General features: G+C 66.7%; 19 protein-coding genes. 13 read left to right on the plus strand and 6 right to left on the minus strand.

The features are described 5' to 3' along the window. Positions 1 to 6 precede the first annotated feature (6 nt). The 6 genes from SALA_RS14760 to SALA_RS14785 form a co-directional block, all read right to left on the minus strand. Positions 7 to 753 (minus strand): FliA/WhiG family RNA polymerase sigma factor, encoded by a 747-nt coding sequence (locus SALA_RS14760; RefSeq protein ID WP_011543171.1) that lies wholly within the window; start codon positions 751 to 753, stop codon positions 7 to 9. Continuing rightward, entirely contained in the window at positions 743 to 2866 is a 2124-nt protein-coding gene (gene flhA / locus SALA_RS14765) for a flagellar biosynthesis protein FlhA (RefSeq protein WP_011543172.1), read from the minus strand. The genes SALA_RS14760 and flhA overlap by 11 nt, the downstream gene beginning before the upstream one ends. After that, positions 2863 to 3693: a transglycosylase SLT domain-containing protein gene (locus SALA_RS14770; protein WP_011543173.1), complete on the minus strand. Its 831-nt coding sequence runs from the start codon at positions 3691 to 3693 to the stop codon at positions 2863 to 2865. Before SALA_RS14770 ends, flhA begins: the two co-directional genes overlap by 4 nt. 74 nt (positions 3694 to 3767) lie before the next feature. Beyond that, positions 3768 to 4073 carry a hypothetical protein gene (locus SALA_RS14775; RefSeq protein ID WP_011543174.1) on the minus strand — a complete coding sequence of 102 codons (306 nt, stop codon included), beginning with the start codon at positions 4071 to 4073 and terminating at the stop codon, positions 3768 to 3770. Continuing rightward, positions 4073 to 4372 carry a flagellar biosynthesis anti-sigma factor FlgM gene (gene flgM, locus SALA_RS14780; protein ID WP_011543175.1) on the minus strand — a complete coding sequence of 100 codons (300 nt, stop codon included), beginning with the start codon at positions 4370 to 4372 and terminating at the stop codon, positions 4073 to 4075. Before flgM ends, SALA_RS14775 begins: the two co-directional genes overlap by 1 nt. Positions 4373 to 4540: 168 nt before the next feature. After that, entirely contained in the window at positions 4541 to 5053 is a 513-nt protein-coding gene (locus SALA_RS14785; protein WP_011543176.1) for a flagella basal body P-ring formation protein FlgA, read from the minus strand. Positions 5054 to 5336: 283 nt separating this feature from the next. On the opposite strand from SALA_RS14785, the gene SALA_RS14790 reads away from it, so the two are divergent. The 13 genes from SALA_RS14790 (at position 5337) to SALA_RS14850 (ending at position 14869) form a co-directional block, all read left to right on the plus strand. Then, positions 5337 to 5675: a flagellar basal body rod protein FlgB gene (locus SALA_RS14790; RefSeq protein WP_041383421.1), complete on the plus strand. Its 339-nt coding sequence runs from the start codon at positions 5337 to 5339 to the stop codon at positions 5673 to 5675. A 2-nt stretch (positions 5676 to 5677) separates the two neighbouring features. Further along, entirely contained in the window at positions 5678 to 6082 is a 405-nt protein-coding gene (gene flgC, locus SALA_RS14795) for a flagellar basal body rod protein FlgC (RefSeq protein ID WP_041383422.1), read from the plus strand. Position 6083: 1 nt separating this feature from the next. Further along, positions 6084 to 6386 carry a flagellar hook assembly protein FlgD gene (locus tag SALA_RS14800; RefSeq protein ID WP_011543178.1) on the plus strand — a complete coding sequence of 101 codons (303 nt, stop codon included), beginning with the start codon at positions 6084 to 6086 and terminating at the stop codon, positions 6384 to 6386. Between the two features lie 4 nt (positions 6387 to 6390). Further along, entirely contained in the window at positions 6391 to 7218 is an 828-nt protein-coding gene (locus SALA_RS14805) for a flagellar hook-basal body complex protein (RefSeq protein WP_011543179.1), read from the plus strand. Positions 7219 to 7253: 35 nt separating this feature from the next. After that, entirely contained in the window at positions 7254 to 7997 is a 744-nt protein-coding gene (gene flgF / locus SALA_RS14810; protein WP_011543180.1) for a flagellar basal-body rod protein FlgF, read from the plus strand. 11 nt (positions 7998 to 8008) lie between these two features. Beyond that, the gene (gene flgG / locus SALA_RS14815) at positions 8009 to 8794 is read left to right on the plus strand and encodes a flagellar basal-body rod protein FlgG (RefSeq protein WP_011543181.1); all 786 of its coding nucleotides are present in this window, start codon (positions 8009 to 8011) and stop codon (positions 8792 to 8794) included. Further along, positions 8775 to 9434: a flagellar basal body L-ring protein FlgH gene (locus SALA_RS14820; RefSeq protein WP_011543182.1), complete on the plus strand. Its 660-nt coding sequence runs from the start codon at positions 8775 to 8777 to the stop codon at positions 9432 to 9434. Before flgG ends, SALA_RS14820 begins: the two co-directional genes overlap by 20 nt. 18 nt (positions 9435 to 9452) lie before the next feature. Next, positions 9453 to 10559 carry a flagellar basal body P-ring protein FlgI gene (locus SALA_RS14825; RefSeq protein ID WP_041384188.1) on the plus strand — a complete coding sequence of 369 codons (1107 nt, stop codon included), beginning with the start codon at positions 9453 to 9455 and terminating at the stop codon, positions 10557 to 10559. Beyond that, on the plus strand, positions 10556 to 10873 hold the full coding sequence (locus SALA_RS14830; protein ID WP_011543184.1) for a rod-binding protein: 318 nt from the start codon (positions 10556 to 10558) through the stop codon (positions 10871 to 10873). The genes SALA_RS14825 and SALA_RS14830 overlap by 4 nt, the downstream gene beginning before the upstream one ends. Further along, on the plus strand, positions 10870 to 12195 hold the full coding sequence (gene flgK, locus SALA_RS14835) for a flagellar hook-associated protein FlgK (RefSeq protein ID WP_011543185.1): 1326 nt from the start codon (positions 10870 to 10872) through the stop codon (positions 12193 to 12195). The genes SALA_RS14830 and flgK overlap by 4 nt, the downstream gene beginning before the upstream one ends. 15 nt (positions 12196 to 12210) lie before the next feature. Then, positions 12211 to 13041 (plus strand): flagellin, encoded by an 831-nt coding sequence (locus tag SALA_RS14840; protein WP_011543186.1) that lies wholly within the window; start codon positions 12211 to 12213, stop codon positions 13039 to 13041. A 101-nt stretch (positions 13042 to 13142) separates the two neighbouring features. Next, positions 13143 to 14006 (plus strand): flagellar motor stator protein MotA, encoded by an 864-nt coding sequence (motA, locus tag SALA_RS14845; RefSeq protein ID WP_011543187.1) that lies wholly within the window; start codon positions 13143 to 13145, stop codon positions 14004 to 14006. Beyond that, positions 14006 to 14869: a flagellar motor protein MotB gene (locus SALA_RS14850; RefSeq protein WP_011543188.1), complete on the plus strand. Its 864-nt coding sequence runs from the start codon at positions 14006 to 14008 to the stop codon at positions 14867 to 14869. The genes motA and SALA_RS14850 overlap by 1 nt, the downstream gene beginning before the upstream one ends. The last annotated feature ends 150 nt before the right edge of the window (positions 14870 to 15019 follow it).

Genomic DNA, 15019 nt, shown 5'->3' on the forward strand with positions numbered 1-15019 from the left:
GGCTCGCTAGTCGGTCATCTCGCGCATCATGCGTTCGACCTTGATCATCGCCTCGCGCTTGATCTGGCAGATGCGCGCCGCACTGACGTCGAGCGTCAGGCCGATTTCGTGGAGGTTCAGTTCCTCGAAGAAATAGAGCTGGAGCACCAGCTGCTCGCGCTCGGACAGCCGCCCGACGCACTGGCGCAGCGCGCCCATCAGATCCTCCTGCTCGCAGCGGTCGTCGGCGAGCGCATCCTCGTCGGCCGCGAGGAAGGCGCCGATGTCGGTGAGTTCGTCGAGCGAGGTCGAGCGGCCGTGCGTCGCATTGCGCTCGAGCGCAAAATAATCTTCCGCCGCCATGTCGAGCGCAACCGCCATTTCGGCCGCGGTCGGCGCGCGCAGCAATTGCTGTTCGAGCGCGGCGCGCGTCGCCTGAAGCCGTTTCGCCGCCACCATCGCCGACCGCCCGACGTCCGCCTCGCGGCGCAGCTGGTCGATCATCGCGCCGCGAATGCGCGTCGAGGCATAGGTGGCAAAGGCAAAGCCGCGCTCTTCATAATGGCGGCTCGCCTCGATCAGCGCGATCAGCCCGGTCTGGATCAGGTCGTCGAGCTCGCTCGTTCGCGACACGCGCGAAAAGACCTGCCACGCGATCTTGCGCACCAGCGGGGCATATTCCGTCACCAGCGCATCGACGCTTTCGCCGTATCCGTGCGGGCGCAGCGCGCGGCCGGGTGCCCCGGCAAATTGCTCGGCGGGCTCAATTCTCATTTAGATGATCCTCCATCGGGGCATCGGGTCCGGTCGCGAGGCGCGGCACGTCGGCGCCGATCGTCGCGACGATTTCGGTCTGCTTGGTCGCCGGGATCTCGAGGTAGGAAATGACGGCGACGTCGGGGAAGGTCGCGCGCACGAGGCGCGAGAGCGCGGAGCGGCAAATCGGCGAGGCGACGAGCGCAAAGCTGCGCGTCGAAAGGAGCAACGGTTCGACCGCTCGCCCGATCTGTTCGATGATCTTCATCGCCATCCCATGCTCGAACGGCCATTCGGCGGCGGGATTGGCGCGCACCGCCTGGTTGAGCAGCACTTCGACCTCCGGGCTGAAGGTGACGACGGGGAGCGGCATCCGGCTCGGCACGATCGTCTGGACGATCAGCGCGCCGATGCGCTGGCGCACCGCTTCGACAAGGTCGCTCTCGCCGAGCTGCTGGCCCGAAAGCGCGACCATCGCTTCGGCGATCTTGCGGAAATCACGCAGCGGCACGCGCTCGACGAGCAAGGATTTGCAAAGGCCGGCGACGCGCGGCAGCGAATAGCCCTGTGGACTCAGATTCTGCGCTAGCTGCGGATAATGTGTCTTCAGATTGTCGATCAGCGCCTGCGCGTCGTCGATACCGAACAGCTCGGCGGCCGATCCGACGATGCTGTTGTTGAGGTGCGTCGCGACGACGGTGGCGGGGTCGACGACGGTATAGCCTGCGGCGATCGCGTCATTCTGCGCGGCCTTGGGAATCCACAGCGCGTCGAGGCCGAAGGTCGGATCCTTGCACGGGCGCCCGGTCACCTGGGTGACAAGATCGCCCGAATCGAGCGCGAGCATTTCGTTGGGAAACACCTCGTCCTCGCCGACGATCACCCCGGCGATCGAGATGCGATAGACATTGCCGGGCAGCGACAGATCGTCGCTGACCTTCACGGGCGGGACGACAAAGCCCAGTTCCTTCGACAATTGGCGGCGGATGCCGGTGATGCGCGTCATCAGCGGCGAGCCCTTGCGTTCGTCGACGAGGGTGACGAGCGCATAGCCGATTTCGAGCTGGCAGGCGCTCGCTTCGCTGACCTCGGCCCATTCGATGCGCGACGGGTCGGGCGCTGCCGCCGCCGGTTCGGGCGCGTCGGCGATCGCGGCTTCGGCGCGGCGGAGTTGCCAGCCGATCGCGAAGCACAGCGCGGCGGCGGGCAGGATCAGCATCTGCGGCATCGCGGGGACCAGTCCGAGGATGAACAGGATGCCGCCGACCGCGATCCAGATGTGCGGCGAGGAAAACTGGCTGCCGATCTGGCCGCTGAGGTCGAAGGGCGAGGCCACGCGGGTGACGATCGCGGCGGCGGCGATCGACAATAGCAGCGCGGGGATCTGCGCGACGAGCGCGTCGCCGATCGCGAGCGTGACATAGGTGCTGCCGGCTTCGGCGAGGCTCAGCCCGTGGCTGAAGATGCCGAGGATCAGCCCGCCGACGATGTTGACGAACAGGATCAGCAGGCCGGCGACCGCATCGCCCTTCACGAACTTCGACGCGCCGTCCATCGAGCCGTAGAAATCGGCTTCGGTGCCGATCTCGACGCGGCGCGCCTTCGCCTCTTCGGGGGTGAGCAGCCCGGCGTTCAGATCGGCGTCGATCGCCATCTGCTTGCCCGGCAGCGCGTCGAGCGTGAAGCGCGCGGAGACTTCGGATACGCGGCCCGCGCCCTTGGTGATGACGATCAGGTTGATGATCATCAGCACGACAAAGACGAACAGGCCGACGACATAATCGCCGCCGATCAGCACCTGGCCGAACGCCTCGATCACATGTCCTGCCGCCGCCGTGCCCTCATGCCCGTTGACGAGCACCACGCGCGTCGACGCGACATTGAGCGCGAGGCGGAACAGTGTCGCGAGCAGGAGCACGGTGGGAAAGGCCGAGAAATCAAGCGGTTTCGAGGCCTGCAGCGCAACCATCAGGATCAGCAAACTGATCATGATGTTCGCGACGAAGCTGATGTCGAGGACCAGCGGCGAAACCGGGATCACCATCAGCGCGACAAGGATCAGCATCGCCGCCGGCAGCGCCGATACCCCGGCAATGCGGCCGATGTTGCGAAGGTTGAAACCCGCGGTCATGCCGCGCCTCCCGACAGCGCCGCGAGCCGCCGATAGGCATCGGCGGCAAAGCCCATCGAGAGTTTCTGGGGCATCGGCCGGATTTCCATCATTTGCAGCGGGGGACGCCCCGCGCCGTTCGCCAGGCCGCTCGAACTGCGCGCCTCGGCGCGCCAGCCCAGCGGGGCATGGGGTTTCAGATTGTCGGTCTTGCCGCCGTCGTCGAGTTTGGCGCGAAAGCGGTCGCGGATCTCGGCAAGGCTGCGCATACGGCCGTCGCCAGCGTAAAAGACCGACCGGTTGGCCGCCGCCGCCTCGGGCATCATCGGCGCACCGGGCTGGTCGGGATCGGCCGCGAGCGCGGTCAGGAAACGGGCGGCCCCTGCCGACCCCAGGAAATGCGCGAGATACAGGTCGACCGGTTCGGCGCTGCGCCCGATCCGGCTTTCCAGATAGGCGCGATTGTCGCCGGTGAGCGCCGCCGCCATCGACGCCGCCGCGGACGGATCGTCGCGCAGCGCGAAAATCTGGTCGCGCAGCACCGGGTCGGCGACCGACAGGCGCCCCGACGCATCGCGGGAGATCGCATCGGCGGCCCAGGCAAGGCCATGGCTGGCGCCATGACGTTCGAGCGTCGCGAGCCAGGTCTGCTTGGTGAACTGATACAGGCCACGCGCCGACGAGGTCGACGCCCTGGCGTTCGGATCATAGCCGCTTTCGACGCGCGCGACGTCGAACAGATAGTCGAAATCGATCCCCGTGCGCGCCGCCGCGCGCTGCACCGCGTCGAGCACGGGAGCGGCGATGCGGGCGGGTGGCCGGGGTTGGTTGATTGCGTTCATCATCATGGTTCCGCTGGTTCAGCAGACCCAAAGCAATCATCGTGCCACTTTCCGTAATGTGGCAGGTAAAGTACTGAATATCAGTAGCTTAAAGCAATTCCGCTCGGCCGGGTGCCGCGGATGTCATGGTTTCTGTCAATCCGCTGACGGGTCCAGTCCTTCAATATGTTGACGCGCATCGCGGCGGCTTCGAGCTGGCCGAGCGTCCGGGTGATCAGCGCGCGCGCGCGCTGTTCGCTTCCCGCCGGGACCGGCGCACCGCGCAGCAGGATGACCGCGGTTGCCAGCGCTTCGGTCGCGGCGATGATCGCGCCCGCATCATGCCCGTCGAGCGCGTCGATCAGCGCATCGAGCCGCGCCTGCACCTCGTCCATCGCCGCCAGCATCAGTCGGTTCCGCGGCCGTGGAAGTCGAGCATCGCGCTGGCGATGATCGCCGGGTGAACGCCGTAATTGCCCGTGCCGATCGCGGTGCGCAGCGCGGCGACGCGCGCAACATCGACCGGCGGCGGCTGGTCGGCGAGATTGTTCGCCAGGCGCGTCAACCGCGCGGTGGGCAGATTGTCCGACGCGGGCCGGACCTGCGCGGGTGCGCGGGCCGAAGCCGTCGCCTCGCCGACGACGCGGCGCAGCGGGCCGGTGCGGGCGACGCCGCCAACGGATCCGATCTTGCTGTCACCCGACATGCATGCCTCCATCGGGCGCCGTCAGAAAAGTGACGACGCGCTTCACGAAGGCTTTAACGGCGCGCGATCCGGGGGATTAAGCGCGGCCGCGTGCAAAAAGAAAAGAAAGGCCCGGCCGCGTCGGAAAGCCGACGGCGACCGGGCCGTTCGCGCGTATGCCGCGCGCGGTCAGGGATCGATGCGCGCGGCGCCGGGGCCGGTGACGGTGGCGCTCAGCGTCGATTTGCGGTCGCTGCCGCGCAGCGCGATCGAGTCGCCGACGCGGCCGTCCTCGACGGCGATCGCGGCATAGCTGATCGAATAGTTCGGCGTGTCGATCGACACGCGGACATGGTCGCCGCGGCGAACGACGGGCGCGCTCGGCGCGGCGCGCGCGAAGGGAGCCGCGACCGGCAACGCGCCGTCCGCGCCCGCCGTCATCGCGACGCGCAGCCGCCATCCGAGCGGGGCGCAGCGCACCGCGAGCGTGTTGGCATCGATCGCGGTCACCGTCGCGGGCTCGGGGCAGCGCGCCAGCTTGATGCGGCGATCGATCGGCACCGCGGTACGGCCGAGCGCGCTGGCGACCGTCGCGGTCAGCGCGTCGATCGCCTGCCAATCCTCGGTGGCGGTCTGGCCTTGCGCCGCGATCGGCGCGGCGATGGCGCAGGCGGCGAGCGTTGCAAAGATACTGCGGGACAAGGTTCGTCTCCTCGGATCGGGATTTGGGGGTCCGAATTGCTGGCCTGGCGAAATGCACGAAGCGTGCCAGCCACCGTCGCGTGCCGATTTACGCCGACGCCTCGGCGCCTCGTCGGTTTTTTGACGATGCCCCCGACGGAACCGCATGAACGATTTCAAATATCGGAAAAACATAGAAAAAATGGATTTGGCACAGCCATTGCATTCTCCCTTGGGTGTTTCCGTATGTCCGCGCCAGTCGGCCGGACCGCGGCAAGCGTAAGGCAAGCGAAGGAATGTGGTGATGGCATCCGAGAAACTCTTTGGCCTGCACGCGACGGCGCTCCAGTTGCGCAGCCAGCGCATGATGATGCTCGCGTCGAACATCGCGAACGCCGCGACGCCCGGTTACAAGGCGCGCGACCTCGACTTCGCCAAGGCGCTCGACCTCGCGCAGCAGGGTCGGTCGACGGAGCAGGCGATTGCCTATCGCGTGCCGGTGCAGGCTTCGCTCGACGGCAACACCGTCGAAATGGCGACCGAGCAGACCGCCTATGCCGAAAATGCGCTCGCCTATCGGTCGAGCCTCGCCTTTCTGAGCGGCCGCATCAACACGCTGTCGCGCGCGCTGAAAGGCGAATAACGATGAACGGCAGCTTTTCCGTCTTCGACATCAGCGGCCGCGCCATGTCGGCACAGCTGGTGCGGCTCAACACCACCGCGTCGAACCTCGCCAATGCGGGGACGGTCGCGGGCAGCGAGGCGGGCGCCTTCCGCTCGCTCAAGCCCGTCTTTCGCACGGTGATGGACGATCATGGCCGCGCGACGGTGCAGATCGACCAGATCACGACCTCGAAAATGGCGCCGTCGAAGCGCCACGATCCGTCGAACCCGCTCGCCGACGCCGACGGCAATGTCTGGGAAGCCGCGGTCGATAGCGCCGCCGAACTGGTCGAGATGGTCGAAACCGCGCGCCAGTATCAGAACAATGTCCAGGTCCTCGAAACCGCGAAAGGCCTGATCAACGAAACCCTGAGGATGGGACAGTAAGATGAGCATCAACGGTATCAGCAACAACAACCCCGTGTTCCATTCGCCGGGCACCAGCCAGCAGATGGGTCAGAGCGATTTCCTGCGTCTGATGACCGCGCAGCTGTCGCAGCAGGACCCGTTCAACCCGGTCGACAACACCGAGATGGTCGCGCAGATGGCGCAATTCTCGAGCCTCGCCGGGATCAGCGAAACCAACACCGTCCTCGCCCAGATTTCGGAGCAGCTCGCGGCGCAGACGCAGCTGCTTCGGGACATCAAGGCCGCCACCCCGGCGCCCGCCCCCACCACCCAGGAAGGATAAGCCCATGTCATTCTATACGTCGCTTTCGGGCCTCAAGGCATCGCAGACCGACATGTCGGTCATCTCGAACAATATCGCCAACGCCGGCGCGGTCGGCTTCAAGCGGAGCAAGGCGCAGTTCGGCGACATTTTCGCCTCGTCGCCGACGCAGTCGACGAAGATGATCGCTGGCCAGGGCACGCGCCTCAATGGCATCACCCAGCAGTTCACGCAGGGCTCGTATGAATCGAGCGAAAAGACGCTCGACCTCGCGATCGTCGGCGAGGGTCTGTTCATCGTCAAGGGCGAGCCGCCGCGCGAACAGGTCAGCTATACGCGCAACGGTTCGTTCGAACCGACCCCCGACGGCTATGTCATCGACACGACGGGGGCGCGGCTGCAGCTGCTTCCCGTCGATGCCGTCGGCAATGTCACCGACAACACGCTCGCCGGCGCCTTTGATTTCCAGCTGCCCACCGGCGCGCCGTCGGACCCGGCTTCGGCGCTGGTGAACGTCACCATCGGCCTCGACGGCCTCGTCACCGCGACCTTTGCCAATGGCGAGGACCAGATGCTCGGCAAGGTGGCGATGGCGACTTTCCCCACCATGTCGGGCCTGCGTCCGACGGGCGACGCGCACTGGCAGTCGACGGGCGAAAGCGGCCCCCCGACGATCGACGCGGCGACCAACGGGCCGATGGGCGCGATCCGATCGGGCGCGCTCGAACGCTCGAACGTCGACATCACCGAGGAGCTGGTGATGCTGATGGCGGCGCAGCGCAATTTCCAGGCGAATGCCAAGGCGATCGAGGGCGCGTCGCAGCTGACCCAGACGATCATCGGCCTGCGCTGAACCATCGCTGACCACCGCTTCCCGGGAGCCAATCCATGGACCGCCTCATCTACACCAGCCTCTCCGCGATGCGCGGCAGCATGGCGCGGCAGACGGCGATCGCCAACAATCTGGCGAACGCGCAGACGCCGGGCTTCCGCGCCGATATGGCGAGCGCGCAGTCGCTCTGGCTCGACGGCAGCGGGCTCGACGCGCGCGCCATGGCGTCCGAAGAGGTGCTGGGTGCCGACATGAAGGCGGGCACCGTCACTTCGACGGGCCGCGACCTCGACATCGCGATGCAGGGCGACGCGCTGCTCGTCGTGCAGGCGAAGAATGGCGAGGAGGCCTATACGCGGCGCGGCGATTTGCAAGTGTCGCCGAGCGGGCTGCTGACCACCGGCGACGGGCATCCCGTGCAGGGCGGCCAGGGCCCGGTGACGATCCCGCCCGCCGATGCGATCAGCATCGACCAGCAGGGCCGCGTGTGGATCGTGCCGCAGGGCGGCGATCCCGAAAATCCGCAGGAGGTCGACCGGCTGCGGCTTGCGACCCCCGCGGGGTCGGAGGTCGCCAAGGGGCTCGACGGCCTGTTCCGCGTGAAGGGCGGCGGCATATTGCCCGACGATCCCGAAGCGCGGCTGCTTACCCGTTCGATCGAAGGGTCGAACGTCACCGCCACCAGCGCGCTCGTCGAGATGATCGAGGCGAGCCGCAGCTGGGACACCCAATTGAAGATGATCGGCGACGTGCGCGACATGGACAGCGCAACCGCCAATCTGATGCAGCTTCCTCGTTAGGAGATAGAGACATGAGCCTCGGCGCCTTGCACGTCGCACGAACCGGTCTGGATGCGCAAAGCTTTCGGATGCAGGTGATCGCGAACAACCTCGCCAACGTCAACACCACGGGCTTCAAGCGCGATCGCGCGAGCTTTGAGACTTTGAGTTATCAATTGATGACGCAGGCCGGCGCGCCGTCGACGGCGGAAAACCGCTATGCGACGGGGCTGAACCTCGGCACCGGCGTCGCCTTGAACGGCACCGCGCGCATCGACACGCAGGGGACGTTCCAGACGACGGGCAACGGGCTCGACGTCGCGATCGACGGCGCGGGATATTTCCAGGTCGAACTGCCCGACGGGCGCATCGGTTATACCCGCGCGGGCAATTTCGGCCGCGCCCCCGACGGCACGATCGTCACCCCCGACGGCAAGCCGCTGACCCCCGCGATCCAGATTCCCGAAGACGCCGGCAATGTGTCGATCGGGCTCGACGGCACCGTGTCGGCGACCGCCGCCGACGGCACCGCGCTCGAACTCGGCCGCATCGAGATTGCGCGCTTTTCGAACCCCGCCGGGCTCCAGGCGATCGGCGGCAACATGCTCGTCGAGACGCAGGCCTCGGGCGCCCCGCTGGTCGGCGGCGCGGGCGAGGAAGGGCGCGGCACGCTGCGCGGCGGGATGCTCGAGGGATCGAACGTCAATGTCGTCGAAGAGCTTGTCGACATGATCGAAACGCAGCGCGCCTATGAGGTCAATTCGAAGATGATCTCGGCGACCGACGAGATGATGAAAAATGCGTCGCAGACTCTCTGAACTGGCGATGCTGGCCCTCGCGCTCGCGCCCGTCGCGGTGCAGGCGAAGGACAAGCTGCCGCCCGATGCCTTTTCGGCGACGATGCCGCTGCCGCCGCCCCCCCCACCTGCGAACGGCTCGATCTTTCAGGGCGCCTATGTGCCGCTGACGTCGGGCGGCCGCGCGGGGCAGGTCGGCGACATATTGACGATCCAGCTCGTCGAGCGCACCGCGGCGACCAAAAGCAACGCCGCGGGCACCCAGCGCGACGGCGACATCGGCCTCAGCCCGCCGACCACCGGTCCGCTTTCCTTCTTCAACCCCAGCGATATCGGCATGGGCGGCGGTCAGCAGTTCAAGGGCAAGGGCGAAGCGTCGCAATCGAACGCGCTGTCGGGCGAGGTCAGCGTGACCGTTGCCGCCGTCTATCCCAATGGTACGATGCTGGTGAAGGGCGAAAAGTTCCTGACGCTCAACCGCGGCGACGAGCGCGTCCAGATTTCGGGGATCGTCCGCGCTATCGACATCAGCCCCGACAACCGCATCCTGTCGACGCGCGTCGCCAACGCGACGATCCGCTATGTCGGCAAGGGCGAAATCGCGCGCGCGAGCCGTCAGGGCTGGCTGCAGCGCTTCTTCTCGATGATCAGCCCCTTCTGAATAGAGGAAATGCACGTGATCCAGCGTCCGATCCTGTTCGCGCTTTTCGCGCTCCTGTTCATGGGCCTCGCCTTCTCGGCGCCCGCGCACGCCGAGCGCATCAAGGACATGGGCCAGTTCCAGGGCCTGCGCGCCAACCAGCTCACGGGGTACGGCATCGTCGTCGGGCTCGCGGGCACCGGCGACGACAGCCTCGACTATTCGACGCTGGGCATGAAGGGCGCGGTGTCGCGCTTTGGCCTGACCCTGCCGCCGGGGGTGAACCCGGCGCTCAAAAATGCCGCGGCGGTGATGATCACCGCCGAACTGCCGCCCTTTGCCAAGCCCGGCCAGCGACTCGACATCACTGTCTCGGCGATCGGCAAGGCGAAATCCTTGCGCGGCGGCACGCTCGTGCTCGCGCCGCTCTATGGCGCCGATGGACAGATTTACGCGATGGCGCAGGGCAATCTGGTGATCGGCGGGCTCGGCGTCGATGCCGCCGACGGATCGAAGCTGACGGTCAATGTGCCGTCGAGCGGCCGGATCGCGGCGGGCGCGACGGTCGAACGCGCGGTCGACACCGGCTTTGCGACGAGCGACTGGCTGACCTTCAACCTCCACCAGTTCGACGCGACCAATGCGAAGCGCGTCACCGACGCGATCAACGCCGCCATTCCGGGCAGCGCTTCGATGATCGACGGCGCCAGCATCGCCATCCGCACCGCGGGCAATGGCGACGAGCGGATGCGGCTGATGTCGCGGATCGAGAATCTGACCGTCACGCGCGCCGAGCCGCCCGCAAAGGTCATCGTCAACGCACGCACCGGCACCGTGGTGATCAACGGCGCGGTCCGCGTCGGCACTGCGGCGGTCAGCCATGGCAAGCTCACCGTGTCGGTCAAGGAATCGCCGATGGTCGTCCAGCCCGCGCCGTTCAGCCGCGGCGAGACCGCGATCGAACCGTCGAGCGAAATCGAAGTGGCGGAGGATTATCGCCCCGCCTTCCTGATCGAACCCAACGCCTCGCTCTCCCAATTGGTCGATTCGATCAACCGGCTGGGCGTTCCCCCCGGCGACCTTGTCGCCATCCTCGAGGCGCTGAGCCAGGCCGGCGCACTCACTGCGGAACTGGTGATCATATGACGAACCCGATTTCTTCCGCGTCGGCGATGCCGACGCTGGCCGCCGGGGGCGGCGGTGACGGCGGGCTGCGCAAGGCGGCCGAGGCGTTCGAGGCGGTGATCCTGCGCCAGCTGATGGCGTCGATGCGGCAGGCAAAGCTCGGCGATGACATCTTCGGGTCGAGCGCGACCGACAATTTTCGCGAAATGGCCGATGCACGCACCGCCGACAGCCTCGCCGCGATGCGCCAGTTCGGCATTGCCGACATGGTCGAACGCCAGTTTCGCGGCCCGCCCGGCGCGTCCGTGGCCCGCTTTGGCGGAGGCGGGCAATGAGCGACCTGCTCGGCATCGGCTACAGCGGGCTCAAGGCCTATTCGCGCGCGCTGTCGACGATCGGCGACAATATCGCCAATGCCCAGACGCCGGGCTATGCGCGGCGGCGGCTCGAAATGATGGAGGCCGTCGGCGGCGGCAATTCGATCTTCTATCGGGGCAACACCAGTCCCGGCGGCGTCGATATTCGCGGGCTCGATCGCTCGGTCGACCAGTGGCTGATCGCGGATTCGCGGCTGACCTCCGGCGATGCCGAGCGCGCGGCGGCGCGGCTGGACTGGCTCGGCAAGGTGGAGGGCGCGCTCAGCGACGAAACCAACGGGATCAAGACCGGGCTCACCAGGCTCTTCACCACCGCCGACCAGCTCACCGCCGACCCCGCGAACCGGACGCTGCGCGCGCAATTCCTGCAGTCGGTCGACGACATCGCCTCGGGCTTTCGCACCGCCGCCGACCAGCTTGCCGGCATGAGCGATGGCATATCGGGCGCCGCGACAAGCGCGGTCGGCGCCTTCAACGCCAATCTTGAGGCGCTCGAACAGATCAACATCGGGCTGCGCAAGGCGCGGCCGGGTTCGACCAACGAGGCGAGCCTGCTCGACGAACGCGACCGGCTGCTCGACAAATTATCGTCGCAGGCGGGAGTGAGCGCGAGCTTCGACAATAATGGCGCTGTGACGCTGCGCGCGGCAGGGCCGGGCGACCTGCTCGTCGGCGGCGGCGTGGTCACGCCGATCGCCGTCACCGCCGCGCCCGACGGCCGGCTGTCGTATAGCGTCGGCGGCGCGCCGCTCGCGATTGCGACGGGTTCGCTCGCGGGGCTGGCCGAGGGCGCGAACCATGTCGCCGACCAGCGCGCCGCACTCGACACGATGGCGGCCGACTTCGCCGCGCAGCTCAACGCCGCGCATCAGGCTGGCGCCGATGCCAATGGCAATCCGGGCCAGCCGCTGTTCACCGGCGCCAGCGCGGCGACGCTGACCGCGGCGCCGCTGACGCCCGACCAGGTCGCCGCCGCCGATGCGTCGAGCGGCAACGGCAATATGCTGGCGTTCGGCGCGATGCGCGGCGCGAATGATCCCGAAGCGCGCTGGTCGGGGCTTATGGCGACGCAGGCGCAGACGGTCGCCGCGGCGCGCGCGCACCATGCCGCCGCGACGACGCGCGCCGATGCGGCGGCCGCGGCGCGCGACGGCGTCAGCCAGATCGACCTTGATACCGAAGCCGCCGAACTGCTGCGCTATCAGCAGGCCTATTCGGCCGCCGCGCGCACCATTCAGGTCGCGCGCGAAACAATGCAAACGCTTCTGAGTTCGCTCTAAGGGAAGGTCGAAACCATGATCAACGCCGTAGGCAATCGCATGACGCGCGAAATCGCGCGCCAGCAAAGCCTCGCCGAACAGCTCGAGCGGACGCAGATCCAGATTTCGGGCGGCAAGAAACTGCTGCGCATGTCCGACGATCCGGTCGCCGCGCGGCGGATCGCGACGATCGGCACGACGCAGGCGAGCATGACCGCCTGGTCGGCGAACGTCAATTCGGCCGCCGCGCTCGTGTCGCAGGCCGATGGCGTCATGAAGGCGGTCAGCAATCTGATGACACGCGCGCGTGAACTGACGCTCGCCGCGGTCAGCGATTCGACGAACCCGGCGGATCGTGCAACGATCGCTGCCGAACTCACCACGATTGCCGATGAACTCGATGCGCTCGCCGCGACGCGCGATTCGAATGGCGAGCCGCTGTTTGCGGCGGGTCCCGCGCGCGTGATGCGGTTCGACGCGGACCTCAGCTTTGCACCGGTGCCTTCGGCCGCCGATATATTCGTCATCGCCGGCAACAGCCTGTCGACGGGCATCCGCGACGCGGCAACCGCGGTTGCCGCGGGTGACACCGCCGCGATGAACCTGTCGCTCGGCGCGCTGGCGGCCTCGATCAGCCATGTCGCTGACCAGCATGCCCGGATCGGCCTGGCGGGCGGGCGCCTCGACCGCATCGGCGACGGGCTCGCGGCGCGCGGGATCGCGCTGACCGACGAACGCTCGGTGGTCGAGGACACCGACCTCACCGTCGCGATCGCGCAGCTCAATGCGCAGGAACTGACGCTCAACGCCGCGCAGGCGGCCTTTGCCAAGATCAACCGGCAGACCTTGTTCGATCTTTTGCGCTGAGTGCGCTCAAGATCGCGGTCGCGCTGCCGTTAAACATCAAGACGTCCTTTGGATTTGCGGGCGACCGGCCCTGACCGGCGCCCGATTGGAGTGGCCTGCGCATGTTTCCCGTTGTCGGCATTGTCGTTCTGATCCTGCTGGTTTTCGGGGGTTTTGCGCTGACCGGTGGCAATCTCGGCCCTGTCATGCACGCGCTGCCGCACGAAATGCTCATCATCGGCGGTGCGGCGCTCGGCTCGCTCATCATCGGCAATTCGGGTGCCGATCTGAAGGCGCTCGCGGGCGGGCTCGGCAAGGTGTTCAAGGGACCGCAGTATAAAAAACAGGATTATCTCGACTGCATCCTGCTCGTCTCGTCGCTGATGAAAATGATGCGCACCGAAGGGCCGGTGGCGGTCGAACCGCATATCGAGGATCCGAAGAACTCGACGATTTTCCAGCAATATCCCAAGCTGTTGAAGGACGATACGCTCGTCCACCTGATCTGCGACACGCTGCGCCTCGTCGTCGTCTCCTCGGGCACGCTCGACCCCCACGCGGTCGAGGAGGTCATGGACAATGCCCTGAAATCGCACCACCACCACAGCATGAAGCCCGCCGATGGCTTGCAGAGCCTCGCCGATGCGCTCCCGGCGCTCGGCATTGTCGCCGCGGTGCTGGGCGTCGTGAAGACGATGGGCTCGATCGACAAGCCGCCCGAGATTCTCGGCGCGATGATCGGTTCGGCGCTCGTCGGAACCTTCCTCGGCGTGCTGCTCGCCTATGGACTCGTAGGGCCTTTCGCGACGCGCGCCAGGACCGTGATCGAAAGCGACGGCGCCATCTATCATACGGTGAAGCAGCTCATCATCGCTTCGCTCCACGGCCACCCGCAGCCGCTGGTGATCGAGGCGGCGCGATCGGGGGTCGATCATCATAACCAGCCGAGCTTCGCCGAGGTCTTCGACGGGATGCGGGGCCGCTGATGGCCGCGCGGCCCAACACCCCCGTGCGCCCGATCATCGTCAAAAAGGTGATCGAGGCCGGGCACGGCGGACATCACGGCGGCGCGTGGAAGGTCGCCTATGCCGACTTCGTCACCGCGATGATGGCCTTTTTCCTGCTCATGTGGCTGCTCGGCGCGACGAATGAGAAGCAGCGCAAGGCGCTCGCCGACTATTTCGCGCCGACCATCGTCCAGAGCAAACAGGACACGGCGGGCTCGAACGGCCTGTTCGGCGGCGATTCCCTGGTGTCGGTCGACAAATATCCGCACGGCGCGGCGCAGACGGGAACGCGCGCGATGACGATCCCGCGCGACGCGGTGGGCGGCCCGCGCGAGGCGTCAGGGCGCGCGCGCGAGGCCGAGTCGAAGAGGTTCAGCCTTCTCGCCCAGTCGATGAAGGACCGGATCCAGAGCAAGGGCGACCTCCGGCGGCTCGCGCGCAACCTGCACTTTACGGAGACGATGGAGGGGCTGCGTATCGACATCGTCGACGACGCCGACTTTTCGATGTTCGCGCTCGGCACCAGCCAGCTTACCCCGGCCGGCGCGAAACTGTTCGCCGAAGTCGCGGTGCCGATCGCCGAGGCCCCCAACCAGCTGATGATCCGCGGCCATACCGATGCCGCGCCCTGGTCGGCGAAGTCGGGAACGAACAACTGGCGCCTGTCGGTCGACCGTGCCGAGGTGACACGCCACTATCTCGAGTTCCGGGGTGTCGCCTCGGATCGCTTCGCGCGAATCGAGGGGGTCGCCGATCGCGAACCCTATATCCCTTCGGACCGATTCGACCCGCGGAACCGGCGCATCTCGATCACGCTTGGCTGGCGCCCCGCAAGGAATTAGCGCCAATCTGGTGCCATTTCGAAACTGGTTAACGCAAATGCGACGCCAAAGCTTTCACTTTGGCAATAATCATTATATTTGAATGGGTTATACGATCACGGATAAGCTTTTGTTTACCAGTTTCATCAATTTCTGAAGCCATCGAAGGGG

The sequence above is a fragment of the Sphingopyxis alaskensis RB2256 genome, from assembly GCF_000013985.1.
GTDB lineage: Bacteria > Pseudomonadota > Alphaproteobacteria > Sphingomonadales > Sphingomonadaceae > Sphingopyxis > Sphingopyxis alaskensis.

Excerpts from the sequence above, each read along its gene's own strand:
- SALA_RS14830 (WP_011543184.1), top strand. The coding sequence starts at position 10,556 with ATGACGAACCCGATTTCTTCCGCGTCGGCGATGCCGACGCTGGCCGCC.
- flhA (WP_011543172.1), bottom strand. The coding sequence starts at position 2,866 with ATGACCGCGGGTTTCAACCTTCGCAACATCGGCCGCATTGCCGGGGTA.
- SALA_RS14790 (WP_041383421.1), top strand. The coding sequence starts at position 5,337 with ATGGCATCCGAGAAACTCTTTGGCCTGCACGCGACGGCGCTCCAGTTG.
- flgC (WP_041383422.1), top strand. The coding sequence starts at position 5,678 with ATGAACGGCAGCTTTTCCGTCTTCGACATCAGCGGCCGCGCCATGTCG.
- flgK (WP_011543185.1), top strand. The coding sequence starts at position 10,870 with ATGAGCGACCTGCTCGGCATCGGCTACAGCGGGCTCAAGGCCTATTCG.
- flgF (WP_011543180.1), top strand. The coding sequence starts at position 7,254 with ATGGACCGCCTCATCTACACCAGCCTCTCCGCGATGCGCGGCAGCATG.
- SALA_RS14760 (WP_011543171.1), bottom strand. The coding sequence starts at position 753 with ATGAGAATTGAGCCCGCCGAGCAATTTGCCGGGGCACCCGGCCGCGCG.
- SALA_RS14820 (WP_011543182.1), top strand. The coding sequence starts at position 8,775 with ATGCGTCGCAGACTCTCTGAACTGGCGATGCTGGCCCTCGCGCTCGCG.
- SALA_RS14800 (WP_011543178.1), top strand. The coding sequence starts at position 6,084 with ATGAGCATCAACGGTATCAGCAACAACAACCCCGTGTTCCATTCGCCG.
- flgM (WP_011543175.1), bottom strand. The coding sequence starts at position 4,372 with ATGTCGGGTGACAGCAAGATCGGATCCGTTGGCGGCGTCGCCCGCACC.
- flgG (WP_011543181.1), top strand. The coding sequence starts at position 8,009 with ATGAGCCTCGGCGCCTTGCACGTCGCACGAACCGGTCTGGATGCGCAA.
- motA (WP_011543187.1), top strand. The coding sequence starts at position 13,143 with ATGTTTCCCGTTGTCGGCATTGTCGTTCTGATCCTGCTGGTTTTCGGG.
- SALA_RS14775 (WP_011543174.1), bottom strand. The coding sequence starts at position 4,073 with ATGCTGGCGGCGATGGACGAGGTGCAGGCGCGGCTCGATGCGCTGATC.
- SALA_RS14840 (WP_011543186.1), top strand. The coding sequence starts at position 12,211 with ATGATCAACGCCGTAGGCAATCGCATGACGCGCGAAATCGCGCGCCAG.
- SALA_RS14770 (WP_011543173.1), bottom strand. The coding sequence starts at position 3,693 with ATGATGATGAACGCAATCAACCAACCCCGGCCACCCGCCCGCATCGCC.
- SALA_RS14805 (WP_011543179.1), top strand. The coding sequence starts at position 6,391 with ATGTCATTCTATACGTCGCTTTCGGGCCTCAAGGCATCGCAGACCGAC.
- SALA_RS14850 (WP_011543188.1), top strand. The coding sequence starts at position 14,006 with ATGGCCGCGCGGCCCAACACCCCCGTGCGCCCGATCATCGTCAAAAAG.